This window comes from Tropheryma whipplei str. Twist (genome assembly GCF_000007485.1).
In the GTDB taxonomy this organism is placed as follows: domain Bacteria; phylum Actinomycetota; class Actinomycetes; order Actinomycetales; family Microbacteriaceae; genus Tropheryma; species Tropheryma whipplei.
The window spans coordinates 419,831-446,675 of record NC_004572.3; the positions used below are offsets into that span (position 1 = coordinate 419,831).

The window sequence follows — 26,845 nt, forward strand, 5'->3', positions numbered from 1 at the left end:
CTGTTATATGGTTTTGTTGTATGGTTTCAAAAACTGGGAATTATTTTCCGGGCCTGAGGAACGGTCTCATACCCGGGGTGACGGTGCGGATTAGAGTTTTTCTTATCGTAAATGCGCTGTCCCAGTTTTTCATCTTGTTTACGGGAAATATTGTTCGTGTAAGCAAGTCGGGACTTGGGTGTCCTTCGTGGCCCGCGTGTTCAGAGAAGAGCCTCATTGCTGCGCCCGGATATGGAATACACGGGTATATAGAGTTTGGAAATCGCCTGGTTGCGCTTGCGGTTGCTGTTATATCACTTATAACGCTTGTTGCTGTTTGGAAGCTTAGAAAAACACATTCAACAATTTTTTATCTCACACTTCTGTCTGCACTCGGGGTTCCTTTGCAGGCTTTGATTGGTGGAATAAGTGTTCTGACAAAATTGAATCCATACGTTGTTGGCCTGCATACCCTTGTCTCGATACTCCTGATATCAGATACATGTCTTGCCGTTTTTGTGACCTACACACGCAGAAAAATTGATTGCTATCCAGCTGCTTACAGGTTTCTTTCTGTTTTTACAATTCTGTTTGCTTGTTTTGTGTTTGTACTTGGAATACTCACAACTGGCAATCTGAAGCACTCTGGAGATCCTGCTGCTGTAAGAAATTCTTTGAGGCTTGCTCCATTGCTGCACGGAGTTTCTGCAGTTATATTGTTTTTTCTTGTTCTTACCGTTTTTGTATTTTCAATGAAAGCGGGTTTTGGAACAAAACGAGCATCTGCTTGTCTCCTCCTTTTGTTATTTGTTCAGATAGCAATCGGATTAGTTCAAGTTCACACGAACCTTCCGGAATATCTGGTAGCATCCCATTTAATGCTGGCAGGACTCCTGGCTGCGGCTCTGACCTTCTTTGCTCAACAATATCGGTCAAGTACGAGCCGAAAAGTGCCTAGAGAAGCTGAGAAACAACACCGTCTATTCCAACCGATAGGAAGACAAGCGAAAGATAAGTATTCGATAAGCTGAATATGTGCATTGCCTTTATCTCATGTCCGCGCACAACTCTCACATATAAACGATATATTTCATAAACGAACCATGCGCCCAGTACAGCCGAGAACAGGCCGTACAGGGGCGTCATGTGTGCAACTGGAATCAACAGTAATGTGCAGGCAACCACAGCAAACGCGTAGAGAAGTACCTGCAAAACAACCAATTTTCTGGGAAATATTGCACCCAACATCGGTATCGAGGTAAGTCGATAATCCTCTGAATAATGGATGGAAAGTGGCCAGTAATGCGGTGGGGTCCACAAAAAAACAACAGCAAATAAGACAATCGCTGGCCAATCTATAGAGCCTGTTACAGCGGCCCAGGCTATCAAGACAGGCATGCACCCTGCAAGGCCACCCCAGACTATGTTCTGGGGGGTTCTCTTTTTTAGAACGATTGAATAAAAAAAAGCGTAGAGAAACACGGCTATGGCGGATAAAAGGGCAGAGAGCCAGTTTACAAACAATAAAAACCACAGGACTGAAATCACACAAAGCATCCAGGCAAAAATAAGGGATGCCTTTGGGGACAGTGCCCCTGTTACAAGGGGACGATTTCTCGTCCTCGACATCTTAGAATCTATGTCTCTGTCTATGTAGCAATTAAACGCTCCAGCTGCGCCGGCACTCATTGCCCCGCCGAGCAGGACTGACAAGACGCTCAGAGGGTTTGGCACGCCACGCTGAGCCAGAATCATGGTCGGTACAGTCGTCAATAATAGAAGTTCAACAACTCTAGGTTTGGTGAGGGAGACGTAAGCCCTTATTTGTCTAGCGAAAGAACGACCCTGCATACCCATTCAGATTAAAGCGGACGGTTTCTCACAGACAAGTCTACCTGAATAGGGAAGCATATATGGCACTGCTAGAAAATAAATACTGAAAATACCCACACATAAAATACTGGTCAGATCGACTGTATTCGCATTGCAACCAGAATGGAATATAATGTTTCGCGGGAACGGAGGGTTTCTGCTTTGACTGTGTTTGTTTGGGATGATAAGGATGATCTGGCGGTAAACACAGCCCGGGTACTTGCGGCAGACGCAGTTGAAAATGTCGGGAACGGTCACCCCGGAACGGCGATTAGTTTGGCACCCGCTGCTTATCTTTTGTTTCAGAAGGTTATGCGCCATAACCCCTCTGATCCTTCCTGGGCGGCGCGCGATAGATTCGTGTTATCCTGCGGTCATAGTTCACTTACCCTATATATTCAGCTTTTTCTGGCCGGCTATAAACTTTCCCTGCAGGATCTTCGAGGCCTTCGCCAGTGGGGCTCGCTGACTCCCGGACACCCGGAATATGGGCATACACCCGGGGTTGAAATTACAACAGGTCCTCTTGGTCAAGGCCTTGCTAGCGCTGTTGGGTTTGCATATTCCGCGCGGTTCCAAAGGGGCCTCTTCAAGACGGATATATTCGATCATTATGTCTATGTGATCGCGAGTGAAGGTGATATAGAAGAAGGTGTTACTTCTGAGGCATGTTCTCTTGCTGGACTTCAGCAGCTCGGTAATCTTTTGGTGATTCTTGACAGAAACTATATAAGTATCGAAGATAATACTGATATAGCCCTTTCTGAAGATATAAAGTCCAGATATCTGTCATACGGTTGGCAAGTAATCGAGGTTCCCTGGCGTCGAGCAGGGGCAGAGTATAGGGAGGATGTCCTCTCCCTCTATGAGGCCCTCTTGGAAGCGCAAAAGGATACTGATAGACCGTCGCTAATAATCCTGGAAACGGTTATCGCTTGGCCATCACCGGGCAAACAAAATACGGGCGCTGCGCATGGTGCTGCACTTGGCGTAAATGAAGTGAAAGACCTGAAGCGTATTCTGGGTTTTGATCCCGAAAAAACATTCGAGGTTCCAGACGGTGTTCTTCAGCACACTAAAGGGGCACTTGATCGAGGCCAGTCACAGCAGGACAATTGGGAAAATGTCTTTTCATCTTGGCGTCAAGAGCATCCCATTGAGGCTGCTTTATTTGACAGATTACAAAATGGGGTTACTCCGGATATAGATCATGTTTTGCCTGTTTTTTCCTCGGAGAAACCGATTTCTACCAGGGCGGCCAGTGGGCAAGTTATAAACCGTATCGCTGAAGTTATGCCAGAGTTATGGGGCGGGTCGGCGGATCTCGCAGAATCGAATAATACGACTATAAAGTCTGCGAACAGTTTCTTACCCGAAAGTGTGACAGTTGATCATTGGAAATCTGATCGTTATGGTCGCATCCTGCACTTTGGAGTGAGGGAACATGCGATGGCTGCGCTAATAAGCGGAATTGTTCTCCACGGGAATACAAGGGTATTTGGTGGGACTTTTTTGGTTTTCAGTGACTATATGCGTCCTGCGGTTAGACTTGCTGCACTCATGAAGATACCATCTATTTTTGTTTGGACTCATGACTCAATAGGACTGGGAGAAGATGGGCCGACTCATCAACCGGTTGAACATCTTTGGGCCTTGCGTGCCATCCCTGGTTTATCTGTCATTCGGCCCGCTGATGCTAACGAGGTTGCCTGGGCTTGGAAAGAAATTCTTGAGAGGCGTGATGGTCCGGTTGGGCTTGTTTTATCACGACAAAATCTTCCTGTGCTCGACAGGACTTGTCTTGCACCTGCCAGCGAACTCAGAAAGGGAGCGTATATCCTAGCTGATGGATCGCGTTATCCGAGATTGATATTAATCGCGACGGGCTCAGAGGTCTCGCTGGCAATAGGTGCTAGGGAAGTTCTTGAAAATCGTGGTATTCCCACAAGAGTGGTTTCGGCGCCGTGTCTTGAGTGGTTCGATCAACAAGAGAAAAGTTACCGCAACCATGTCCTTCCTCCAGACGTAGAAACCAGAATTTCTGTTGAGGCAGGTTTGTCGCTGGGTTGGTCGAAGTATATTGGAGATAAGGGCGCATCCGTTTCTATAGAACACTATGGAGCATCAGCCGCTGGGGATGTTCTTTTTGAACGTTTCGGTTTTACCGTTGAGAATATTGTAAAAACAGCAGATGCTCTGTTGGGAGGGTGTGGTGAATAGCCTGCAGAAATTATCTACTGCCGGTGTAAGTGTGTGGCTTGATGACCTTTCCCGTTCGAGAATTACTGATGGTGACCTGAAGAAGAGGATTGAGAAGCAGTGCGTTGTTGGGGTTACAACTAATCCAAGTATTTTTGCCAAATCCATTGCCTCTAGCCGTGATTACGATTCCTCGTTTAAAAACGCATTTTCGAGAGGATGCACCCTTGATGAGGCAGTCTTAAGTGTGATTTCTGAGGATGTTAGTGGGGCGCTTGATCTGCTGGCAGATTCTTATAGCGCTTCGAAGGGTATTGATGGCAGGGTTAGCATAGAAGTTGACCCAACTCTTGCGTATGACACGGAGGGAACATTCCGTTCCGTGAAAAGCATATGGGAGTCAATTAACAAGCCTAACTTGTATGTGAAAATTCCCGCTACGCGGGAAGGGTTAGAGGCTATCTCGCAGTCGATTGCTTCTGGAGTGTGTGTTAATGTCACGCTGATATTTAGTCTTCAGAGGTACAGAGAAGTTATAGATGCCTATCTCACAGGCCTTGAGCGTGCTGTTGAAGCAGGAAGATCCATTGAAAACATTTTTTCTGTTGCCAGCTTTTTCGTCTCCCGCTTTGATGTCTATGTTGATGAGCAATTAGATAACATCGGCACACCGCAGGCTCTTCACTTGAAGGGCAGGGCTGCAGTTGCGAATGCCAGACTTGCTTATGAGGTGTATGAGGAGGCTTTTGCGACACCAAGATATAAGATCCTTGCAGATAAGGGAGCCAATAAACAGCGACCGTTATGGGCTAGTACCGGTGTGAAAAATCCGAGATACCCCGATACCTGTTACGTTACAAATCTAGTGGCACGAGATGTTGTAAACACCATGCCAGAGGCTACACTTGATGCAGTGAATGATCATGGTGAAATAAGGGGCGATACAATAACTGGCACATACGAAGATTCAAGAGCCATCCTCAGTGAACTTGCTGAACTTGGCGTGAATTATACTGAGGTAACAGACAAGCTTGAAGCTGATGGTGTTAAACAGTTTATAGATTCCTGGAATCAGTTAAAGTCGAATGTGAGGTCCCGCTTCTGAGCCTTTGCGGCTTGCGGTGTTGCGCGATTTGTCGCGTAGTTGGGTAGTTTTGGAAGTTTTATCAAGTGAGAAAGAAAAGATCAGGTGCATTCTTGATACCCTAGTTGATAAAAAAATTGCTTCGCGTATCTCTGCGAAGGATTGCTCGGTATGGGTGGAAAGTGCAAGAGAGGAAGCCTCAAGACGTCTTGGATGGCTTGATGTATACGATCACTCTCTCCCCGTTGCACAATCAGCAAAGGCGTTAAGAAATGATCTTCTCAAAAATGGGGTTGACCGCTTTGTCTTGAGTGGCATGGGTGGCTCTTCTCTCGCTTCTGAGTTGATGAGTGATTACTTTCAAACATCTCTTATTGTTCTTGATACAACCGATCCTGATCACGTATTCAGAGTCGCATCCGAGCCACTCGACAGGACTTCCCTCATATTATCTTCCAAATCCGGTAGCACGCTTGAGGTTGATTCGCACAGGCGCTTGTTTGAAAAACACTTTAAAGGCTCTGGAATAGACCCAAGTAGCCGTATTATTTGCATAACTGACCCTAACTCACCATTAGACTTACTCGCGCAAGAAAAGGGTTACAGAGTATTTAATGCAGATCCAAGTGTTGGCGGGCGATTCTCTGCCCTAACAGCCTTTGGAATCGTACCATTAGTGTTGTGCGGAATAGATGTTACTCCGATACTATCTGCAGCGAAGCGGGCCTTTGTTGCACTAAAGGAAGATAGCCAAGCAAATCCGGCGCTTATACTTGGCGCATTGTTAGCTGTTGAGGGTAAGGCCGCAATTGCTTCCGAAAGCCTTATAGGAAATTGGATAGAACAATTATTGGCAGAGTCAACAGGTAAAGATTTAACCGGGGTTTTGCCAATTGTTACGAATGGTGACCTGTCTAAAGTCAGACTGGAAGGTGTGTCGTATTTTGATGTACGGCTAGAAGATGGATCTAGGAATTCTAGCGAGAATTCTAGTGAGAAAAGTATTCAATCTGAGACAGAGTGTGCGGATAAAGAGTTCTGTGCTCGAATTACTGCGGGGCTTGGCGAACAATTCGTATTGTGGGAGTTTGCAACTGCTGTTTTAGGGCATATTCTCTCCATAAACCCCTTTGACCAGCCTGATGTAGAAAAGGCTAAGGAGGCGACAAGAGGTATTTTAGGCAACTTTAAAAAACCTGAAGATGAGCCCGTTATATCTCTTCAAAACGGTATAAAGACCCTTGGAGGTGCCTGTACTCAGAATCTTGGTGAGTTATTAGATACCCTTGGGAGGGCAATCCCGCCCTCCGGGTATCTTGCGATTCAAGCATATTTAGACCCAAAGAATGACGATGGGGTAATGGATCTTGTCAAGTACATGGTGCTGCGCTATAACAGGCCTGTTACATTCGGTTGGGGTCCGAGGTTTTTGCATTCAACTGGGCAGTATCACAAGGGTGGCCCCCGAATTGGCAGCTTCTTGCAACTTGTAACGGATTCTGACAGGTGTTTGGAGATACCGGGCTTGGGTTTTGATTTTGGGAAGTTGATAAGATCTCAGGCCGCGGGTGATGCGCAGGTTCTAAGGTCCATCGGACGACCTGTTTTGACTCTTTTTGTAAATTCATTAGAAGATCTGACTTTGAATCTGCCAGGCCTAGAGCCATCTCTATCCAATTGAACTGATCGCGCATATGGATTTTAAAACAGAAGTGGAATATAAATGCCAAAGGTGAATTGCGCAACACAGCAGATTGCCCTGCCTGGGGCGCTTGCTATATTCGGGGCAACGGGTGACCTGAGCTCCAAAAAACTATTGCCAGCGGTGTACGACTTGTTTCATAACTCTCTTCTATCAAATGGGTTCGTTTTAATTGCTCTGAATAGAGACTTCTCGGCGCAAGATTTTATCTGTCACTTCCGCCATTGCGTTAAGTCTTTCTCTAGGACGGGATGGTCAGAGTCTGTTTTTCTTGATCTCCAAAAAAGGGTACATCATGTAAGTGGCGACTTTTCCGACCCCGAGACATATATTGAGCTCTCTGAGAAATTAGAAACCACCAAAGAGGAAACTGGGGGTAATTGTGTTTTTTATCTCTCAGTTCCGCCAAATGTATTTACTCCCATCATGAAAAACTTGTCTGCTAGTGGGCTGTCTAGAGGATGTTTGCATAAAATTGCTGTTGAAAAACCCTTTGGTAATGACCTTAAAAGTGCAATACAGCTTAATTCAGTGCTTAGGTCAGCTTTCCCTGAGCGTGCTATCTTTCGGGTTGATCACTATCTTGGTAAAGAGACCATTCAAAATATTCTTACTTTTCGTTTTGGAAACCAAATCTTTGACCCTATTTGGAATAGGAAACATGTTGATCATGTGCAGATTACGATGTCTGAAGATATAGGGGTTGAGGGTCGCAGTAAGTACTATGACGGAATCGGTGCTGCACGTGATGTATTACAAAATCATCTTTTGCAGCTTATGGCTCTAATTACGATGGAGAGACCCTCGAATTTGAATAACGCGAGTGATATAAGGCACGAGAAGCAGAGAGTTTTGGAATGTGTGAGTCTTCCGAAAAATATAGCTCAAAATGCTGTTCGTGGCCAATACTCATCCGGCTATCTACGGGATGAGAGGGTTGTATCTTTTTTGCAAGAAGATGGGGTTAATCCATCTTCAAGAACTGAAACATTCGCGGCGATAAAGCTAAATGCCGATAATGAACGTTGGTATGGTGTACCTTTCTACGTTAGAACTGGGAAACGGATGGCAAAACGTAGTGCATATATAAGTCTTGTATTCAAGCCAACTGATATGAGTATTTTGCAAAATGTGATTGTTATAAGGTTGCAACCAGACGAGGGTGTGTCTATTTGGTTTGCGTCGAAAGTGCCCGGTTATCGTTCTGATATTCGACAGGTGAATTTTGATTTTTCGTATAAAAGCTCATTTACTGAATCAAGTCCAGAGGCTTATGAACGCTTAATTCTGGATGCAATGAGGGGTGAGGCCTCCTTGTTTCCGCAGCAAAGAGAAGTGGAGTTGTGTTGGGGCATAATAGACCCCCTTGAGGAGGTTTGGGAAAACGACAATACCCTGATACCCCAATACACTCCAGGAAGTTGGGGGCCAGATACTTCAAACGACCTTTTGCTCAGAACGTCCAGGCACTGGAGAAATTACTGATTATAAGTCTTCTTCTTGAAGCTCAAACCTCCCAGGATGCCTACAACGACCAGTACGGCGCAGGGAAGAAGTAAAACTTTTAAGTCGAATATAAGAAATATACCCCCAGCGAGAAACGCTGATAAGATGCACACAACCAAAAACCATGCTGCGAAAGAATTACCATGAGAAACAGAGTGATTTGAAGACATGCGATAAAACCTTAAGTGGGGTCAACTCCCCTGCTTAAACTATCCCAAATGTATTTATTTTGCAACTTTTCTTCATTATTGCTGCTGTGCCTATTTTTTTTCTTCAAAAAAATCGCTACAGAAAAACATAGCAAGTATGCAGTGTACGCAACGATAGATAATAACAGCGGTATCTGAGGAATAATACTTGCAGTAGATAGAATATTCTCTAGGGATGTTTCCCCAGAGATTCCGAAGCTCTCAGACAGTTTTGCGTAGAAGACGTGTTTCGTAAAGACAAAGAGCAATGGCATCAAAACTGCAATCGAGAAAAGTAATATCCTTGCTAGGAACAGCTTAAACAATCTGCTGAGTAAACTCAGAACGAGTAGGGTCAAAAGAATAGAGGAGTTAAAAAAACTAGATCCGTTTATCTCGATAAAATCCTTTGAAGAAAGCAGTTTGTCAGTCACACGAACTGTAAACCAAACCTGGCCTGTTAGGGTGAATAAAACGGCAAGGGCAATAAACTCCCCCGGGAAAGCAAATTTTCTCAGCACAAAAATAGTCCAAGACCCCAAATAAACCGGGCAAGGGGCAGAAACACAAAACAGATAGATGCAGAGCCAGCTATGGGACTCGAACCCATAACCGCCCGATTACAAGTCGGGTGCGCTACCAATTGCGCCAAGCTGGCAGGATAAAACGGCACACAAGATTACAATACAGCCCTTCGCATGTCTAGGTATTCCGAGCGCCTGTGTGACTCGGCGGTTTTGTACTGAAAGTCTTGCCCTGAGATTCGGCAATAAAGCGCTTAAAAGAGTCAAGATCACCCGGAGAGCCAGTATAAAGGGCACCATTCACAAGAACAGTTGGGGTGCCCCTGAGGGAGACATTGTCACTATTAGGAAGAATATACCTGGTAGCCCTTTCGGTAGCAGCAACGGCCCAATCTGAAAACATCTCGTGCTTTATACACTCCTCAACCTTTGGGTCAGAAGCCCCGGATGCAGAGGCAATAGTCCAAAGTTCATCATTGCCCAAACCTCTGTTCTGAAGTGCAGATTCTTGGTGTTGAAACAAGGCGGCATTAACAGAAAGAAAATATTTCGGAGAGTAGTTTGCAACACACGCAACGGCATTTGTCGCCCTAACCGAATAACGATTAAGCCCTGAACCAAATATCGCAATTGGGTGGATAGACAGGGTTGCATTACCGCCATCCAATAAACTGCTGAGATACGCGGAGGTAGTCTCTTCGAACTGCTTGCAGTAATGACAGCTGTAGTCAGCGTAAACCCTGATGTTTATCTTTCCATTCTCCGCACTTTCATAGTAAGGAGTAGGACCGAACTCAGGATGGATACCCTCAGTTAAAATTGGTTCCCCTTTTGGCCCAAAAACAATACCATCAGAAACCATATTACGTGGACCAGCTGCCTGAGAAGGAACAGAAAAAACAATAACAAGAACTACCGCACTTACAACCGCAAATATTGCAAGTAGAACACCGCCCTGGATAAACCACCGCGCGCGCCTCTCGGATTTAACCTGTTGGTCACGTATGTGCCTGGCCTTCTCCCGGGCGCGATCACGTCGCTCCCTCTTAGTTAAATCCATCTAGCTAAACCCAAAGAATTCTTCAAAACAATAAGGGGCAAAACACCCGAGTCTACTCTCCTATTGAAGCACAAAGTGCAGTTTTTGAGAAAACCTCTTGTCGCAAAAAGCACTTTACCGCTGCAGTTCATACAAGGCTATACTGACAGCAACCGACACATTTAGAGAATCAACAGAAGCATCCGTCGGAATTGTAAGCAGTTCATCACAGTGTTTTTTTACAAGATGACTTATGCCGCTACCTTCGCTGCCAACAATAAGCAGAAGTGCACGTTTGTCCTCCTTTTTTAAAAAAACACTTTTATCAATTGGAGTCTTAGAATTCGAATCTAAACCCAGTACAAAACCACCGTACTCTCTAAAACGGACAATATAACGGGTTAGATTCCCCACCTCCGCAATGGGTAATTTGCCAACTGCCCCAGCACTCGCTTTCCATACCATAGGTGTTACACGAGCACTGCGATTCTTGCCTATTAGAACAGCCGATGCGCGAAAGGCAGCCGCTGAGCGTACAATCGCACCAAGATTGCGAGGATCTGTAACCTGATCGCATGCAATGAATAAAGGAGGACGGGGCCAAGTCTGTTTCAAGAGCTCTTCCGCGCGACTGGGTCTATAAGACTTGCACAGTAGCGCGACACCCTGATGAGGCAAGTCTGTCAATCTATCGAGTGTGCTGCGAGGTACAAATATATGAGGAATATCTGAATAATTCATGATTTTTGACACTCGTGGATTGTGTTTAAGCGCAAAACTTTTATCTATAAGGAGCTTTATCGATGGCACCCTTTCACGCAACGCCTCGTATACCGGATTTATTCCAACAATCGTATTGTGCTCAATCTGGTTTGGTAACCCGGACCTTCTTGAAGAGCTAGAAACTGACCTGTTTTTTCGTCTCATCCCCGCGGACTACCATAAGACACATGACCGTCTGAAACGCTTATATCCGCTTCGGCTAATAATTCTCGCAAAAGGTCTGAAGTATAAAAATCACCCTTAGAGCGCGCCCTGTCTCTTGCTTCAAGTAATACTTGAAGCAAGGCTTTGCTATTATCCTGCGCTCCACTGGTGTATGTTATTTTATGATCAATTGGGCACAAAATAGAAAGCATCTCTACAACTTCTGACAGTGTATTCCCCAAATATTGCATATCTGCCTGTGTATCAACCAAGCGATTCATTTCTCTTACCTTATTGTGAACAATAGCAAGAGCTTCGGGTATATTTAGGTCATTATCAAGTGAGGTAGAAAAATCCGTATTCAATTGGGAAACGCAGAAGTCGTTTTCATAACCCTCGCGTTCGAGGTAGTCATATACTCGGTATATACATCCTTGAAGTTTATTCCAAGTGTTACAGGCTTGCGACAAAGAATTTTCCGTGTAATTAAGGGTTGAGCGGTAGTGTGCAGTTAGAAAATAGTATCGCAAAGCAGACGGTGACACTTTTGACAAAGCATCCTGAACAAGAACTGAGTTACCAAAAGACTTAGACATTTTGATACCTTCAACATTGACTGCCCCCGTGTGCATCCATATATCAGCAAAATGCGCTCCCAAAGCGCGGGCTTGAGCCAACTCATTTTCATGATGAGGGAAACGTAAGTCAACTCCACCCCCGTGTATGGCAAAACGAGTGCCTAAGTACTTCGTTGCCATAACTGAGCATTCTATATGCCAGCCCGGTCTTCCGGGACCCCAGGGGGACTCCCAAAAAGCCAAGTCAGGATCTGTGTCTTTTTTTTCTTTCCATAGAGTAAAATCTCTGGGGTCACGCTTTCCAGGAGTAATGCAATCATCGATTAAAAGATCTTTCTGGTCAGTTAGCTCACCATAACTTGGGTGCTTATCAATACTGAAAAAGACGTTACCTGAACCATCCATCGCCCTGTAGGCGACGTTTTTCTGTATGAGTATCTCTATTGCCTTTATTATGTCCGGAATATGCGCTGTTACCAATGGCTCATAGTCTGGTGGCTTTACAAACAACGCCTTATAGGCTTCATTAAACAATCCAGAGACCCTGTAGGCAATCTGCCACCAAGTTTCGCCTGTTTCAGTACTGCGCGCAGAGGCAAGTATTTTATCGTCTATATCGGTTATATTGCGTACATACAAAACCGGAAGGCCTTTGTATTCCAACCACCGTCGCAAACAGTCATAGACTACGCCCGATCGCATATGACCAATATGTGGAGGTGATTGTACTGTGGGTCCGCAAACGTAGAGTTCCACACGATCCCTGCAGTCTAGGGTAACAATGCGTCTTGAGAGGGTATCGTATAAATTTAACGTCATTACAAGATACAGTATGTCAAATGAACAAAGCAGATCTATACCAATTCACTGCACTTATAAAGCAAATACTAATCTGTACAAGAATTATCGGTGGTAAATCTGAGCAACAGCAATTGCCCCAATCCCCTCACCGCGACCTAGAAACCCCATGCCATCAGTTGTTACAGAAGAAAGACTGATTCGCGCGCCTGATAGACAGTCTGAAATTGCATGCTCTGCTTCGACTCTCCTGTCTGCAAGGCGCGGGGTATTAGAAATAACTTGCACCGCAATATTTAGAACACAAAATCCATTTGTTGCCAAAAGTCTGTTAGTTGATTCCAAAAAATAAGCCCCGGATGCATCTTTTGTTGCGGCCAGGTCAACACCAAAGACACTTCCTATATCCCCCATATTCGCGGCAGATAAAAGAGCCGTTGTACAAGCATGCGCAACAACATCCCCATCACTATGACCTTGCAATCTTCTGTAATTTTTCCACTCTAGACAAGCCAAGAAGAGTGGGGACTCGTCCAGAATGAATTTATGAAAATCAATACCAACCCCAATGAGTGGTAACGGCATGCTTAGAGCAGAGATCGGCGGTTGCGAGATGTTTACAGGAGATACATTCGACTTAGAGAGCAGACTTGATGCCGCAAATTCGGCGCGCTGCAAATCACACGGATTGGTTACCTTAAAACTCGCCTCATGTCCATTTATCAGTGTTATATCCTTTTCAATCTGGGCAACCATTACAGAGTCATCGGCAAACTGTTCATTGCTAGCAACAGAGCGCTCGTGGGCAGCTTCAAGCAGCGCGCGATCAAAGCCCTGTGGGGTCTGTGCGCTAAAAAATTCTCTCCTGTCAAGATGCAACACGCTCTTGGTATGAAAAGGTTCACCGGGGCCCCGTGCAACCTCTCGATATGCGTCCTGCATATTTACCTTCTTTATGCTATCGACAATCGCAATTACAGGAATAACAGCTTTAGATGTCTCAAGTTGCTTAATAACCGATAGATAAATCTCAGGAGGTGTAAATGCACGAGCTACATCATGCACAAGAAGTTTTGTTATCCTTGCAGAAAAATACCTGATACCAAGACCAACGGAATCCTGCCGAGTTGCCCCGCCAGTTACTATCTTAATCTTTTCAAGAGTTCCTAGGCTCTGTAAAACATTTCTTTCGCAAAGCTCAACAAAACCCTTTGGAACAGTGACAACAACTTCCAAAGCTGTTCTTAACTGACCCAAGTTTTTTAGGCACCATTGTATTAAATCCAAACCACCAACTGAGACAAATGCCTTCGGCAGAGAAGAAGACAGCCTGCTACCGACACCCGCCGCAAGCAAAAGCAATCCAACTGCCATACTGACTTATTCAGCAAGCACTTCATCAAGCAAAGCTTCCGCATCTTCCTGGTTTGTGTGACGGGCAAGCGCTAACTCTGCAACTAAAATACCGCGGGCGCGGGTAAGCATCCGTTTTTCTCCAGCGGAAAGAACACGGGTCTTCTCTCGTCGCGACAGATCCCTTACAACCTCTGTTACCTTCGTGACATCCCCAGACGCTATTTTTTCCAAATTACTCTTGTAGCGCCGGGACCAATTGGTTGGCTCATCAACCAGATTCTCGCGTAAAACTTCAACAACCCTGCGGGCACCGTCTGAATCGATAACGCCACGCAAGCCCACAGCCTCTATTTTTTCGGCTGGCACCTCTATCATCAAGTCGCCATCTGAAACATGTAATTTCAGATAAGTTACCTCTTCACCGCGAATAACACGCTTTTTTATTTCCAAAATGGATGCCGTGCCATGATGAGGGTAAACCACAGTCTGTCCCACTTTGAACTGCATACCACCCCCTAACGGAATTATAGGTTATGCACGCAGCAAGCAGTACTCATATACGTTTTGTGTACCCTCTAATAAAACATGTACGTTAGAATTGTGCTATGTCTCCAGGGGTATCACGGTCTCTCTACCTGCCGTTAAAGATCCGACTGATTATGCGCGTCGCCATCTTAGTTATCTGCACATTTGCTTCGGCTGGCTGTTCACTTCTAACCCCTGCGGCAACAACAATTACATATTCTGCCGGTGTTGGCGCCTCGGCAAATCTTGGAACTATCCTAATTCGAAATATTTTCATTGTTGCAGATGATTCAGGACACGGATTTCTCGTTATGACAGTCTTTACAGACAAGAGGCAGACGATAACGGCTGAGACGAGCTCATCTAAACAGGTTGAACTTTTCTTATCTGAGGGCAGTAATGTTTTCGGGCCAAAAGTGAAAGTTACCATAGATAATGTCGGCGCAGCGCCCGGGGACTATGTTGAGCTGACACTGTCTTCCAAGACCAGCATAAAGAAGGTTATCGCCCCCGTCTTGAGTAGCGAATTCCCGGACTACAAATATATTACGCAGGAAGAGTCAAAACCCTCACATGCGTTCGGGCGCCGAAACTCCAATCAAATCCAAGGCATTGTATAAGACCTGACCCACTGCCCTATTGAGCTCCAGACGGGTGTTTACAAGCTCCGCCTCGCTCTTATCGAGAATACCTTTTCTTGGGATTATTCTACATTTGTCGTACCATTTGTGATACGCACCTGCAAGACTCTCAAGATATCTCACAACCCTGTGAGGCTGCAAGAATCGTGCCGCGTCGATAACAACAGTTTTGTAATCATACAATAAACTCACAAGCGCGGTTTCCGTTTCATGCACCAGTAGCTCCGGAAAAAACCCAAATTTCTCCATTTGCAATAGGTTTGCGCTACGAATAAGAGAACGAGTGCGGGCATAAGCGTACTGTACATAGTAAACCGGATTGTCATTACTGCGCTTTTTGAGATGCTGCTCATCCAAGTCAATTGGTGTGTCTATTGGATAACGACAAAACCAAAAACGCAGTGGATCGACGCCAACCGATTGGATAATCTCGGATAATCCAATTACATTACCCTCCCTCTTTGATTGACGTTTATTCTTTAGTAAAACCATTTGTCCCAATAAAACCTGCACATTTTTTCGGTTATTTTCAGAATCTACATGAAATATGTTTGACATTGCTTGAAAACGTTTAACATACCCATGATGATCTGCACCCACCAGGATGACAAGGTCCGAAAAGCCCCTATTGATCTTGTTCAGGTAATATGCGCAATCCGCAGCATAATAGGTATAGGAAGTGTCAGAGCGCAAGACTGCGCGATCCTTATCATCACCAAATTCAGTTGTGCGAATAAAAAACGCCCCATTTTTTTGAAAAAGGTATCCGTTCTGTTTACACCTAGCAAGCGCCTTATCAATTTGACTTTTTCCAAAACGATCTGGCTCATGCAGAGACTCCTCGCTAAACCAAACATCGAAATTGACCCTAAAGGCTATACAAGACTTTTTAATTTCCTCTATTTGTATCTGCCATGATCTCTTGCGAAAAATCTTGATTGCATCCTCATATGACAGATCAATAATATTCGGAAATTCACACTGTATTCTTCTTGCAATATCTTTTACATACTCACCCGGATACCCATCTTTAGGTAGAGACTTAGAAAGTGCCCGGGCGTACACTGACTCAGAAAAAAGATGTATTTGATTGCCGACATTATTGATGTAATACTCCCGCGTAACATCAGCACCACAGTTTATAAGGATACGAGCTATTGAATCACCAACAGCTGCCCATCTAGTATGTGCCAGATGGAGCGGACCGGTTGGATTTCCGGAAACGAATTCAAGATTTATTTTTTTACTAGACTGGGTTGTGTTGCGCCCAAAAGAACTACCCTGCTCTAGAACTTCTGAGATGATACCAGTAGTGTGTTCGCGGCTGAGTTTTAAATTTATAAAACCAGGCTTTGCAACATATACATCTTGCACCCCATCAAGCTCTAATAATGCCGAAGCGATGCTTTGTGCGATATCAATAGCGGGACTTTTCAGAAGGCTTGCCAGTTTTAGAGGTAAACTCAAAGCCCAGTCACCGTATTCAGGCTTCGGTGGGCGAGTTAGTGAAACAATTTCTGAACAATCAAAGTTATACATTGAGTGCACAATATTGGTTACGGATTTCTTCAGATCTTCCACATTCATCGTCTAAAACCTATTTATTTCGACATCTTATGTAAATTGCCTCAGTATTTGTCATCTCCACGAAAGAGCTTACCCAAAATGGTCTAAAAAGACTTATAAAGATATTCCCTGTATGTTACTAAGATTGTAGAGTAGTGCCCCCATAGCTCAGGGGATAGAGCGTCTGCCTCCGGAGCAGAAGGCCGTGGGTTCAAATCCCGCTGGGGGCGCAATCATCTTGGACATACCATTAGCCGAACTTACCAGAAATGTAATTTAGAGTAACTTCGTTCTTTGGGCTTGTGAATATGACCTCAGTTTTGTCATGCTCAACCAATTCACCAGATCCACCGCTTCTTGCAACGTTAAACACCGCAGTCCAATCAGACACCCTCGATGCCTGTTGCATATTATGCGTGACAATAACAATTGTATGTTTTTCTTTCAGCTTGCAAATAAGCTGTTCAATTGCCTTGGTTGACACCGGATCAAGTGCCGAACATGGCTCATCCATGAGAATAACTCTCGGGGATACTGCAATTGCCCGAGCGATACAGAGTCTCTGCTGTTGACCTCCAGAGAGCTCTCCCCCGGGTCGACCCAGGCGATTATGCACTTCATCCCATAAATTTACGCTACGCAAACAGCGTTCCATCAACTCGTTTTGCTGAATGCGATGGATGCGCTTGCGGTTAAGCTTTATACCTGCAAGGACATTTTCTCTGATCGACATTGTTGGAAATGGATTCGGCCTTTGAAAAATCATGCCAACTTCTTGGCGGACATAAACCGGATCGAGTTGATATAAATCACGACCATCAAGTAATACCTGACCTTTAACCTTTGCACCGGGAGAGAGTTCATGCATTCTATTTAAAGTCCGGAGCAAAGTTGATTTTCCACACCCCGAAGGTCCAATGAGAGCCGTAACACTCCCCTCTTGTATCGAGAGCGAAACATCTTTTATAGCTCTCAATGGCCCGTAAAAGGCGGTTAAATCTTTTATTTCCAGTAATGAAGTCATATAACCCTTCTCAACGATTCGTAGATTTTGGGGCAATCATTTTAGAAACTATCTGAGCTAAGATATAAAAAGAGACTGCAATTGCAATAAGAACAAGAGCTGCTGACCACGACCTATCCAAAAATGCGCCTACATCGACACCAGGAGATGAGTATTGTGTGTAGACATAAACAGGGAGGGTCATCATGCGCCCTACAAACGGGTTTAGATTAAGCGAATTGGTAAAACCTGCAACAATCAAAAGAGGTGCAGTTTCTCCGACTGCTCGCGCAATTGCAAGGGCTGAACCAGTGGCAATACCAGAAAAAGCAGTTGGTAAAACGATAAAAAGTATTGTCCGCCATTTTGGAGTTCCCAGGGCATAAGCCGCTTCTCTGAGGTCATTTGGGACAAGTCTCAAGACTTCAACCGCAGAGCGTATGACTATCGGTAACATCAAAATGGAGAGCGCAACAGCGCCCAGAAAGCCCGAGCGGATACCGGGTTGATCAAGAACAAGACTAAAAAAGGCATATACAAAAAGTCCAACAACAATCGATGGTATGCCGGCCATTACATCCACCCCGAGGGCAACTGTGCGAGACAAAAAACCCCCAGACCCATACTCAACTAAAAAAATTGCAACCAATAAGCCAAGTGGAATACCGATTAGAGCTGCAAGTATTGTTATTTCAAAACTGCCCATAATTGCATGCAAGGCACCACCTCCAGCGTTAACAGTGCCATCCATGGTACGTGTAAAAAATGCAATATCAAAGCGTCCTAAACCACTTGCAATCGTCGTATAAAAAAGTGACAGAAGGGGTAATATCGCGATTACAAAAGAAGCGTAAACAACACAGGTAAACACCCTATTTCTTACACGTCTCTTGTGCATATTTTTACGCGGAGGTAACTTAGTCATTCCTGGACCCTAAGGATCTCACGAAGCAAGTGCGCACATCTTTTACTCATATATCAAATGCCCAGCTTATATACCTCTTAGGACTTTAATCTGACGATTCGTTATTTTTCTGGCAACCAAATTGATTAGGAAAGAAACTACGAACAAAACAAGCCCTGAGGCAATAAGCGCGGCAAGAAGATTACCCTGCGCCTCTGGAAATTGCAAAGCTATATTGGCAGCAATTGTGCTCGGAGCTTGGGCGGCTATAAGAGAAAAATTTATAACACCAGATGAGCTAAGAATCAAAGCAACAGCTATAGTTTCTCCGATTGCCCTGCCCAACCCAAGAACAGCTGCAGAGACAATACCTGCTTTACTAAGCGGTATTACGACAAGCTTCATGACCTCAAATCTTGTAGCCCCAAGCGCAAAAGCACCCTCAATAAGGAATCTGGGAATCTGAAAAAAAATTTCCCTACACAAGGCAGTTATTATGGGTAATGCCATAACAGCCAAAATAACGGCTGCTGTAAAAACTGTTCTCCCCGTTGTGGATATATTGCCTGTAAAAAATGGCAGCCATGGAAAATGCGTGCCAAGCCACTCATAAACCGGCACCAAAGCCGGAGCAATAACTGTTACACCCCATAGACCAAACACAATAGAGTGTACCGCTCCAAGAAAATCAACTACGCGACCAACAAGCTTTGATAGACCCTGCGGAATATAAAAAGTTGTAAACAGCGCAAAATAAATGGAAAAAGGAACAGCAAGCAAAAGAGCTAAAAATGAAACCCAAATACTGCCAAAGCCGAGCGGAACTACATAGTCCCAAATACCAACCGAACCGGAGGGTAAAACGAGATCTGGATTGGTGAGCACAGGAAGTGCCTGGAGGCCAAGGAAAATAAGAACAGAAGAAAGGATGGCAAGGATACATACACCGGACAGAAGGCATACATAAAGGAAGAAGTCCTTACGCACGAAAAAAGACCTTACAGAAACTTAGAACACACCATCAGCAAAAACACGCAATGGGGGCGGAAAAGCAAAGACAGATCTCCCCTTAGGCGCCGTTTTTCTCAGCGATTTTATTGACAAGCTCGAGAAGTTTCTTTGAAAGAGATTCCGGTAATGGAGCAGAGCCAGCCTGTTGTGCTGCTTGACCCTGGGCTTTTTCAGAAAGAATAAACTTGAGATACGAGAAAATAGCGTCTTTGTTGCCTTTTTTGTAGCCAACGCAAGCAACGACATAACTGACAAGGATAAGGGGCCAGGCGCCAGCTTTCTCTGTCCTGCGATTTATCTTTACAGAAAAACTATTCGGATTCTTGCTCGGAAATTCAGAGTCGCTCACTGTCAGGGTAGCACTCTCGGCCGATGGTTTTGAAAAGCCCGAACCAACCTTCAGGGTCGCAAGAGACATTCCACGAGCCAAAGAGAGATCCAAATAACCTATAGAGCCAACTGTAGCTTTCAAAACCTGCGCTACCCCAGAGGTACCTTTAGCGGCCTCACCGTATGTATAAGGGAACTTAGTTGATGGTTTATGGGGCCAATCACTGGGGGCATTGGTATGAATATAATCTGAAAAATTCTCTGTAGTCCCCGAATTATCCGAGCGGTGCACAGCGGTTATCTTTTTATTCGGCAACTCTATGCCAGGATTGAGAGCAGAAATTCTAGGCGAATCCCAAGTAGTTATTGCCCCACTGAAAATCCCAGCAATTACGGAAGCGTCAAGTTTTAGGTCAGAGACCCCTGGAAGGTTATAAGCTATCGCGATCGGAGAGATATAGACAGGAAGCTGAAGCGGACCATCCGCAGTACAACCCTTAAAGTCCCCCGTGAGCTCGGGGTCAGCAAAGGGAACATCTGTCGCGGCCAGATCAACTGCACCAGACAAGAATGCCCTACGCCCCGCACCAGACCCCTGAGGTTCATAGTTGACTGTTACACCCGGATGGATCTTGCGAAATTCTGATATCCAAACTGATTGGGCCACGCTCTGACTAGAAGCCCCAGTTACTGATACCGACCCCTCTAAAGAGGTTTTGGAGTTTCCAAAACATGAAACAGAAAAAAGAGTTACAACTGAAGCAAATACGAGAAAAAGCTTTCTATCCAAGCGACACACCCTTCACTAGTCGACAAAAGACAGTCGCAGTGTAACACACGAAATTTACACTACAAAATCTTTTTAGAGGCAGGTAAATTCCTCTCCCACGTAGCATTCGATTACAAGAAGATAGGTTAGAATTCAGTTCTGGAGCATAACCTTCTTGAAGTGGTGGAACGTACCCATCTCTGGGGTAGAATTTTGGATGGTTTATGGACTGCTCAGAGCTCTACAGTGTCATCCCTGCGGGAGGAATAGGGTCCCGCTTGTGGCCACTCTCGAGAGCGGCGTCGCCTAAGTTCCTACACAAACTGACCGGGACTGAAACCTCGTTGCTGCGCGATACATGGGATCGTCTTGTGCCCATCTCTGGGGTAGATCGAATTATGGTAGTGATTGGCTCTGACCACTTCGACGCAGTTACATCCCAGCTACCGGAACTTAAGGGGCATAACGTAATTCTGGAGCCAGAACCCAAAGACTCAACAGCAGCAATATGCCTTGCCGCGGCCATTCTGAATACTAGAGAGCCTGATGTGATTATTGGCTCATTCCCCGCCGATCATGTGATAAAAACCTCTCCCCTGTTTCAGCAATCTGTTGCACAGGCCGTAGTAGCGGCAAATGAAGGATATGTTGTAACAATTGCAATTACCCCAACTGAGCCTGCAACACAGTTTGGATACATATTATGTGGCGATTCAGCTGGAATAAAGGGGGCACCGCAGGTCCTGTCGGTAAAAAGATTTGTTGAAAAACCTAGCCAGAAAGATGCAGACCGCTATCTATCTTCTGGAAAATATTTGTGGAATGCCGGTATGTTCATAGCTAAGGCATGTGTTTTGCTTGAACAGCTTGAAAAGGCAAGACCTGACATACACAGCCTGATAATAGACATTGCCAATAGCCCTGATTTGGATTCTGCGCTAAAAAAGAATTGGCCAAAAATGCCTCGTATTGCAATAGAATACTCTGTCGCAGAACCGTGCGCCGCAGAAGGTAGGATGGTGACTGTCCCGGCGAAGTTTGAATGGAACGACGCGGGAGATTTTTCATCAATTGCAAGACTAAACTCACGGGGAGGAAGCGACCTTGTTATTCTCGGGGAAACTAGCCGCGTACTCTCGGATTCAGCCACAGGGATAGTTGTAAGTCAGACCGACAGAATAATCTCTGTGATAGGCACAAAAGACATAGTTGTTGTAGATACGCCCGATTCTCTTTTGGTTACAACAAAAGATGATGCAAAGAAAGTAAAACAGATAGTCGAGGCACTGCGATTGTCTGGCCGAGATGATGTATTGTAACCCTATTGGGTGACCAGATCGAATGGCTTCGAACAGGCAAGTATCTCTAGAATCTTTTATAAGCCACTTTGGCAAGTTTCCTGAGGGACTCGACGCTATCGGCAGGTAATTGAGATAGAAAAACGCTCGACCCTGCAACAAATGTGTCCACCCCAACAGAGGCAATTTCTGAGATATTACCCAATGTTACACCGCCGTCAACTGAAAACGATAGGTTTTCAAACTCTGATCGGGTAATTCTAGAAAATTTATCAAGAACCCTTCGGATAAGCTTTTGTCCGCCAAATCCAGGGTAAACTGTCATGACCTGCAGCATATCCACTTCTGGCAAAACGTGTACACATTCCCCAATATCAGTATCGGGACTTACCGCAAGTCCAACTTTTGATTTGTTAGATCGTATATTTCTGGCAGTTGCAATTGGATCTTTCGCTGCTTCAAAGTGGAATGTGACGGAATAAACACCAAGGTCAGCGTATTGCAAAGCCCAATAATCTGGATTTTCGACCATTAGATGAACATCGAGCGGAACCGGTGAAACTTCGCATATTCTTTTCACAACAGGAAGACCAAAGGTGATATTCGGCACAAAATGCCCATCCATCACATCAACATGCACCATGTCTGCACTAGATATAAGTTGAAGATCCCGCTCAAGATTACAAAAATCTGCCGACAATATACTCGGACTTATACGAATCTCCATTGCCCAATAATTCTATATTCAGAGAAACCCTAACAAGTGATTTAGACGACATTACAAACGCACAAACTGCTTTATGCGCATAAAGTCTAGCCAATTAGGACGCGGACTGTGACAGTTATCACGCCCAATTCCATAATCATGAACAATCTACTAATTTGTCGATAAGACACACAAAGGGCAATTTTTGAATACAGCAAACATAACAATTGTGAACCTTAGCAAATAAAAATTCCCAGGAATTACCGTAATCGGTTATGACATAAGCAATATCAAAGGCTGTGATGTTGTGAGAAACAAGATTAATGTCTGGTCCGCAAACCGCACCACCATGCGTAACCGGACATCTTATTTTTACCCTCCGGATGAAGCAATACAAGTTCAACCGGCAGATCTGCCGTTCCGACAAACACTTTCTTGTCAAGCATAACAAGCTCACCGGGTGCTAATGAACTTGCGAAACAATCAGAAGGTTGTTTCGCCGAGATAACTTTTATTCTCTTATTATTTTCAAAAAAATACGCAGATGGATCTGGATTGGCAGCCCTTATAAGTCTTAGGATTTTCTCAGAATTCTGCGTCCAGTCAATTTGGCATTCGTTGTAAGTCAATTTTGGCGCATGCGTGACACTTCCCTTCTGTGGCACGGCAGCTTCAAGTTTACTGTCAAGAGAGTCCAGCACTTCAACAAGAAAAGGTGCAGAATACTCGGCCATTTTTAAAATCTCCTCACCTGAGTTGAGATTTCGTGAAAAAGTGTATCTTTTACTTTCAAGTATTGCACCAGAATCTAATTCCCGTTCAAGCCGAAAAATTGTGAAACCGCTCGAATCAAGACCATTCATAATTGCTCTTTGAACCGGTGCAGCGCCCCTAAACTGTGGAAGAAGAGAAAAATGTAAATTGATCCATCCAAAGCGGGGAATGGATAGAATTTCTTCGCCAAGAAGAACGCCATATGAAACTATCACACCAATATCTGGGGCTAAGGAATGTATTTTTTCTCGCGCTAACTCGTACCTCGCGAGCGCGGATTTCGTACAGCTTTTAGGGGGTCGCAGAATAGGTGCCTCTATTACCGGAATCTGCCAATTCTGCGCCTGTACAGAAATAACATTGTTTAAATCCGTACTGCATAGATCTGCCGGAACGCGCTTTGCTAAAACTCCAACCAGAGCATGTTGGCTTGTTTTTATGCAACGCAACGCTGGCAACGCAACGCTTGAAGTACCGGCATATACAATCCGTAAACTAGATTTCATCGAGAATTTCCGGGTCGTCACATCTAATTTTGATAGAGCTACCACGCAAAGAATCCAACATTTTTTTCACAAAATCCATCACTCTATTGACATCCTTAAAATCGTTCATAACAATCAAGCGAAATTTTGAATCATCCTGGCTTATAGGGCCAAAAACCCTAACAGGATCAAATTCCCTGAGATGCAAAGCGATAATATCAATTTCACTTTTACGACCAGTTATACTGAAAATTCTCACAGCCGGAGGTAATTTTAGGGTAATCCTATGCTCCAACTCTGTTTCCAGATAGCTCACAAGTTGCCAAGCGCCGATCGCTCTCACTAATCTATTTACAATACCTGGAATTATAAGAGTGCCATCATGTCGTAATAGGGAAATTGCAGCAGTCCACCTTTTTAGAGTCGAGTAGGCAGTCTCAAAGTTTTGCCTAACGGCCATTGTGTTTGCATCAAGAATTAAAACAGCAGCATAGCCCTGCGAAACTAACGGCTCGCTACCGCAAGTCGAAACAACAATAGTGCCTTTAAGCATTTTGACATCAAGTAACTCAATCGGATTCGATGAATCGCTTGTTAGCACGTTACACCCTGGAAATGCCTGGGTTAATTCATATGCAGTTCTATCACTGCCCCTTCTGAGCATAACAATTTTTTGTGATCCACAAATTGAACATGCGTTATCGGCAATTTTGGCACACCATTTACACTGAGAGGTGCCGTAAAAAGATGTTTTTGTGAGAGGTCCGGAGCAGTCCTTACAGCGGGCAAGTTGGCCGCAATTTGCACAGGAAAAGCTTTGAATATGACCCTTCTGTTGCACCTGAACCAAAACGGGTCCCGTATCCAAAGCGTTTCTCATAACTCTTATGGCATCAGATGGAATCTGCCCGGGTTCTTTCGGTACAAAAAGTTTTGGCCTTCTTCGATATGCGTATCCGACACATTCTATATGACCGGTTTTTTCCAGATACATAACCGGCATGCTTGGGATATGACAAGCAAATAATAAAACACAGCCGGAGATTTGTTGTCTTATTAGTGCAATATCTCTTATATGTGGATATGGAGTCCTGTGTTCAAGAAATGCATAATTTGCCTCATCCCAAATTGCTATAAGCCCTAGATTGTTGCTGGGCGCATAAATAACAGAACGGTTCCCAACAATGATTCTCTCCCTATCAAGGAGGCAATCAAGAAAGTTTTTATATCTATCGGACGAAGTTTGATTTGAATTAAGAATCTTTATATCATCATTCCGTAATTCAGGCACCTTTGACAGTGCCTTTAAGAGTTGCCTCTGACATTTTTGATCTGGAACAGCAAGAATTGCTGTTCTACCAGATCGATAACATTGAGTGGCAAGGGCAGCAAATTCGTGGGCCCACGGTTGAATACCCTGAGTATCGATACCTATCGGGACGCACAATGAATACCTGCACCGTGAGGTCAAGCGCACGCGCTGACTGAAAAAGGCAAAATCTTGACTCTGGACTGGTGGATCCGTATCTTTTATGCCGGACAGATTTTTAAAGAAGGCTTTTTCTATCCTGACTCTTCTTTTAGGAATTGCAAGATGCAGCAAATTACCAATCTGACTGCAGTTTCTTCGTGCAATCCTGTGAGCCAAAAGGCTTATATCACGTGTTAGAACAGGTATTTCCAAGGGCTTATCATGGATAAAACGCAAATGTCCTACGTAAGATTCTGGAGTGTGTATGTTCAAGACATAACCCTCACAGATTTTGCCCCTGAAAGGAACAGTTACGAGGTGCCCTCTGTTTATATGTAAACCATCTGGTACAAAATAGTCCAGCAGAATATCTCGTCCCGATAAATTCAGAAGAACTTTTGCTACACGCGGCACTTAAACAGCACCCAAAAGAGCGTTAAGCTTATCAGGACAGATGCGCTCCCAGGTAAAGATATCTCGACCGAAATGGCCGTATGCAGCCGTTTTTTGATATATGGGCCTTTTTAGATCGAGAGAATCTATAACAGCAGCGGGCCTGAAGTCAAATACCTTTAGAATTGCACGCTTGAGCTTATCTAAGGCGATAGTATTTGTCCCGTGTGTGTCAATGTTAAACGCAACCGGATGGGCTTTTCCAATTGCGTATGAGATCTGTACTTCAATCGATTCGGCAAAATCAGCCGCAACAACGTGTTTAGCAACCCATCTCGCCATATAGGAGGCGAAACGATCAAGCTTTGATGGATCCTTACCGCTAAGGGCACCTCCACCATGCTTTGCGGCACATCCATACGTATCAACAACAATCTTTCGACCGGTAAGTCCAGAGTCTGCGGAAGGTCCCCCCGTAACAAATCTTCCAGCCGGATTTATCAAAAAAGTAGCTTTGCTACAATCAAGACCGGTTGCTGAAATAACCGGTCTTACAACACGCTCAAGAATGTCAAACCTCAGTTTGTCTAGGTCAACAGAATCTTCATGCTGTGCCGAAATAACGACTGTTTCAAGCGTTTTGGGTCTATTCGCCGAATCATAACCTAGGGTAACCTGCGATTTTCCATCAGGCAAAAGATACGGAAGAATCTTCTCTTTTCTCACGAAGGCTAAGGAGTATGCAAGCTTATGCGCAATAGTAATTGGCAAGGGCATCATCTCTGGTGTTTCCCTGCACGCATAGCCAAAGACGCTTCCCTGGTCGCCTGAGCCTTGTTGTGAAAAACTGTTTCGCCCCAAATCACCCTGTTGATTGCGATATTCGAGAGAGAAGTTTACAGCATCTGCAATCTCCTTGGATTGAGAGGTTATGGATTCCTGTATCGAACACGTATTACCGTCTATGCCCGCGTCTTCGCTGGTATAACCAATGTCCAAGATTGTCTTTCTGATTATCCCGGGTATATCAACAGAATCCGGATTTGATACTTCACCGAAGACATGCACAACGCCGTTACCTGCAATTGTCTCAATACCTGCACGGGCATTCTTATCTTTGCAAATAACACCATCAAGAATCGCATCAGAAATCTGATCACATAGTTTATCCGGATGCCCTTCTGTCACAGATTCAGATGTGAGAATCACAACTTACC

24 protein-coding genes and 2 tRNA genes are annotated in these 26,845 nt (G+C 44.6%); 8 read left to right on the top strand and 18 right to left on the bottom strand.

What is annotated here, in order from left to right; genetic code table 11:
- Positions 1–20: 20 nt before the first annotated feature.
- The gene (locus TWT_RS01975; protein WP_230453607.1) at positions 21–1,010 is read left to right on the top strand and encodes a COX15/CtaA family protein; all 990 of its coding nucleotides are present in this window, start codon (positions 21–23) and stop codon (positions 1,008–1,010) included.
- Here TWT_RS01975 and TWT_RS04630 read toward each other — a convergent pair.
- The gene (locus TWT_RS04630) at positions 934–1,836 is read right to left on the bottom strand and encodes a heme o synthase (RefSeq protein ID WP_011096381.1); all 903 of its coding nucleotides are present in this window, start codon (positions 1,834–1,836) and stop codon (positions 934–936) included. The two genes, TWT_RS01975 and TWT_RS04630, sit on opposite strands and share 77 nt — an antisense overlap.
- 138 nt (positions 1,837–1,974) lie before the next feature.
- On the opposite strand from TWT_RS04630, the gene tkt reads away from it, so the two are divergent.
- The 4 genes from tkt to zwf are packed head-to-tail and all read left to right on the top strand — an operon-like array spanning position 1,975 to position 8,321.
- A complete protein-coding gene (gene tkt, locus TWT_RS01980) occupies positions 1,975–4,071 on the top strand; it encodes a transketolase (RefSeq protein ID WP_011102515.1) in 2,097 nt (698 codons plus the stop codon).
- On the top strand, positions 4,061–5,155 hold the full coding sequence (tal, locus tag TWT_RS01985; RefSeq protein ID WP_011096379.1) for a transaldolase: 1,095 nt from the start codon (positions 4,061–4,063) through the stop codon (positions 5,153–5,155). Before tkt ends, tal begins: the two co-directional genes overlap by 11 nt.
- Before the next feature lie 49 nt (positions 5,156–5,204).
- Entirely contained in the window at positions 5,205–6,815 is a 1,611-nt protein-coding gene (locus tag TWT_RS01990) for a glucose-6-phosphate isomerase (protein ID WP_044143919.1), read from the top strand.
- 42 nt (positions 6,816–6,857) lie between these two features.
- Positions 6,858–8,321, top strand: a complete 1,464-nt coding sequence (gene zwf / locus TWT_RS01995; protein WP_011096377.1) for a glucose-6-phosphate dehydrogenase — start codon at positions 6,858–6,860, stop codon at positions 8,319–8,321.
- On the opposite strand, the gene TWT_RS05200 is transcribed toward zwf, so the two are convergent.
- The 8 genes from TWT_RS05200 to TWT_RS02035 all read right to left on the bottom strand — a co-directional run bounded on the left by TWT_RS05200 (position 8,315) and on the right by TWT_RS02035 (position 14,259).
- The gene (locus tag TWT_RS05200) at positions 8,315–8,512 is read right to left on the bottom strand and encodes an HGxxPAAW family protein (protein WP_033799943.1); all 198 of its coding nucleotides are present in this window, start codon (positions 8,510–8,512) and stop codon (positions 8,315–8,317) included. The genes zwf and TWT_RS05200 overlap by 7 nt on opposite strands.
- Positions 8,513–8,523: 11 nt before the next feature.
- Complete coding sequence (locus TWT_RS02005; RefSeq protein ID WP_230440447.1) at positions 8,524–9,051, bottom strand: hypothetical protein; 528 nt, start codon at positions 9,049–9,051, stop codon at positions 8,524–8,526.
- Between the two features lie 64 nt (positions 9,052–9,115).
- A tRNA-Thr gene (locus TWT_RS02010) sits at positions 9,116–9,188 on the bottom strand.
- Between the two features lie 44 nt (positions 9,189–9,232).
- Complete coding sequence (locus TWT_RS02015; protein WP_011096375.1) at positions 9,233–10,114, bottom strand: DsbA family protein; 882 nt, start codon at positions 10,112–10,114, stop codon at positions 9,233–9,235.
- A 114-nt stretch (positions 10,115–10,228) separates the two neighbouring features.
- On the bottom strand, positions 10,229–11,020 hold the full coding sequence (gene rlmB / locus TWT_RS02020) for a 23S rRNA (guanosine(2251)-2'-O)-methyltransferase RlmB (RefSeq protein WP_011096374.1): 792 nt from the start codon (positions 11,018–11,020) through the stop codon (positions 10,229–10,231).
- Positions 11,017–12,417, bottom strand: coding sequence for a cysteine--tRNA ligase (cysS, locus tag TWT_RS02025; protein ID WP_011096373.1), 1,401 nt, complete (start codon positions 12,415–12,417; stop codon positions 11,017–11,019). The genes rlmB and cysS overlap by 4 nt, the downstream gene beginning before the upstream one ends.
- An 84-nt stretch (positions 12,418–12,501) precedes the next feature.
- Complete coding sequence (locus TWT_RS02030) at positions 12,502–13,770, bottom strand: 2-C-methyl-D-erythritol 2,4-cyclodiphosphate synthase (protein WP_011096372.1); 1,269 nt, start codon at positions 13,768–13,770, stop codon at positions 12,502–12,504.
- Between the two features lie 6 nt (positions 13,771–13,776).
- On the bottom strand, positions 13,777–14,259 hold the full coding sequence (locus tag TWT_RS02035) for a CarD family transcriptional regulator (protein ID WP_011096371.1): 483 nt from the start codon (positions 14,257–14,259) through the stop codon (positions 13,777–13,779).
- Positions 14,260–14,357: 98 nt separating this feature from the next.
- On the opposite strand from TWT_RS02035, the gene TWT_RS04525 reads away from it, so the two are divergent.
- Entirely contained in the window at positions 14,358–14,897 is a 540-nt protein-coding gene (locus tag TWT_RS04525; protein WP_011102519.1) for a hypothetical protein, read from the top strand.
- On the opposite strand, the gene argS is transcribed toward TWT_RS04525, so the two are convergent.
- Positions 14,847–16,505, bottom strand: coding sequence for an arginine--tRNA ligase (argS, locus tag TWT_RS02045; RefSeq protein WP_011102520.1), 1,659 nt, complete (start codon positions 16,503–16,505; stop codon positions 14,847–14,849). The genes TWT_RS04525 and argS overlap by 51 nt on opposite strands.
- 136 nt (positions 16,506–16,641) lie before the next feature.
- Here argS and TWT_RS02050 point away from each other — a divergent pair.
- A tRNA-Arg gene (locus TWT_RS02050) sits at positions 16,642–16,714 on the top strand.
- Between the two features lie 20 nt (positions 16,715–16,734).
- Here TWT_RS02050 and TWT_RS02055 read toward each other — a convergent pair.
- From TWT_RS02055 to pstS, 4 genes are all read right to left on the bottom strand, one after another.
- On the bottom strand, positions 16,735–17,508 hold the full coding sequence (locus tag TWT_RS02055) for a phosphate ABC transporter ATP-binding protein (protein WP_033799945.1): 774 nt from the start codon (positions 17,506–17,508) through the stop codon (positions 16,735–16,737).
- Positions 17,509–17,518: 10 nt separating this feature from the next.
- The gene (gene pstA / locus TWT_RS02060) at positions 17,519–18,412 is read right to left on the bottom strand and encodes a phosphate ABC transporter permease PstA (protein WP_011096367.1); all 894 of its coding nucleotides are present in this window, start codon (positions 18,410–18,412) and stop codon (positions 17,519–17,521) included.
- Positions 18,413–18,478: 66 nt separating this feature from the next.
- A complete protein-coding gene (pstC, locus tag TWT_RS02065; protein ID WP_011102522.1) occupies positions 18,479–19,378 on the bottom strand; it encodes a phosphate ABC transporter permease subunit PstC in 900 nt (299 codons plus the stop codon).
- Positions 19,379–19,460: 82 nt separating this feature from the next.
- Entirely contained in the window at positions 19,461–20,531 is a 1,071-nt protein-coding gene (pstS, locus tag TWT_RS02070) for a phosphate ABC transporter substrate-binding protein PstS (RefSeq protein ID WP_011102523.1), read from the bottom strand.
- A gap of 194 nt (positions 20,532–20,725) precedes the next feature.
- On the opposite strand from pstS, the gene TWT_RS02075 reads away from it, so the two are divergent.
- Entirely contained in the window at positions 20,726–21,820 is a 1,095-nt protein-coding gene (locus tag TWT_RS02075) for a mannose-1-phosphate guanylyltransferase (protein WP_011096364.1), read from the top strand.
- A gap of 46 nt (positions 21,821–21,866) precedes the next feature.
- On the opposite strand, the gene TWT_RS02080 is transcribed toward TWT_RS02075, so the two are convergent.
- From TWT_RS02080 to metK, 4 genes are all read right to left on the bottom strand, one after another.
- The gene (locus TWT_RS02080) at positions 21,867–22,526 is read right to left on the bottom strand and encodes a ribulose-phosphate 3-epimerase (protein ID WP_011102524.1); all 660 of its coding nucleotides are present in this window, start codon (positions 22,524–22,526) and stop codon (positions 21,867–21,869) included.
- A gap of 299 nt (positions 22,527–22,825) precedes the next feature.
- The gene (locus TWT_RS02085; RefSeq protein WP_044143920.1) at positions 22,826–23,785 is read right to left on the bottom strand and encodes a methionyl-tRNA formyltransferase; all 960 of its coding nucleotides are present in this window, start codon (positions 23,783–23,785) and stop codon (positions 22,826–22,828) included.
- Entirely contained in the window at positions 23,775–25,649 is a 1,875-nt protein-coding gene (locus TWT_RS02090) for a primosomal protein N' (protein WP_011102526.1), read from the bottom strand. The genes TWT_RS02085 and TWT_RS02090 overlap by 11 nt, the downstream gene beginning before the upstream one ends.
- Positions 25,650–26,837: a methionine adenosyltransferase gene (gene metK, locus TWT_RS02095; RefSeq protein WP_011102527.1), complete on the bottom strand. Its 1,188-nt coding sequence runs from the start codon at positions 26,835–26,837 to the stop codon at positions 25,650–25,652.
- Positions 26,838–26,845: the final 8 nt, after the last annotated feature.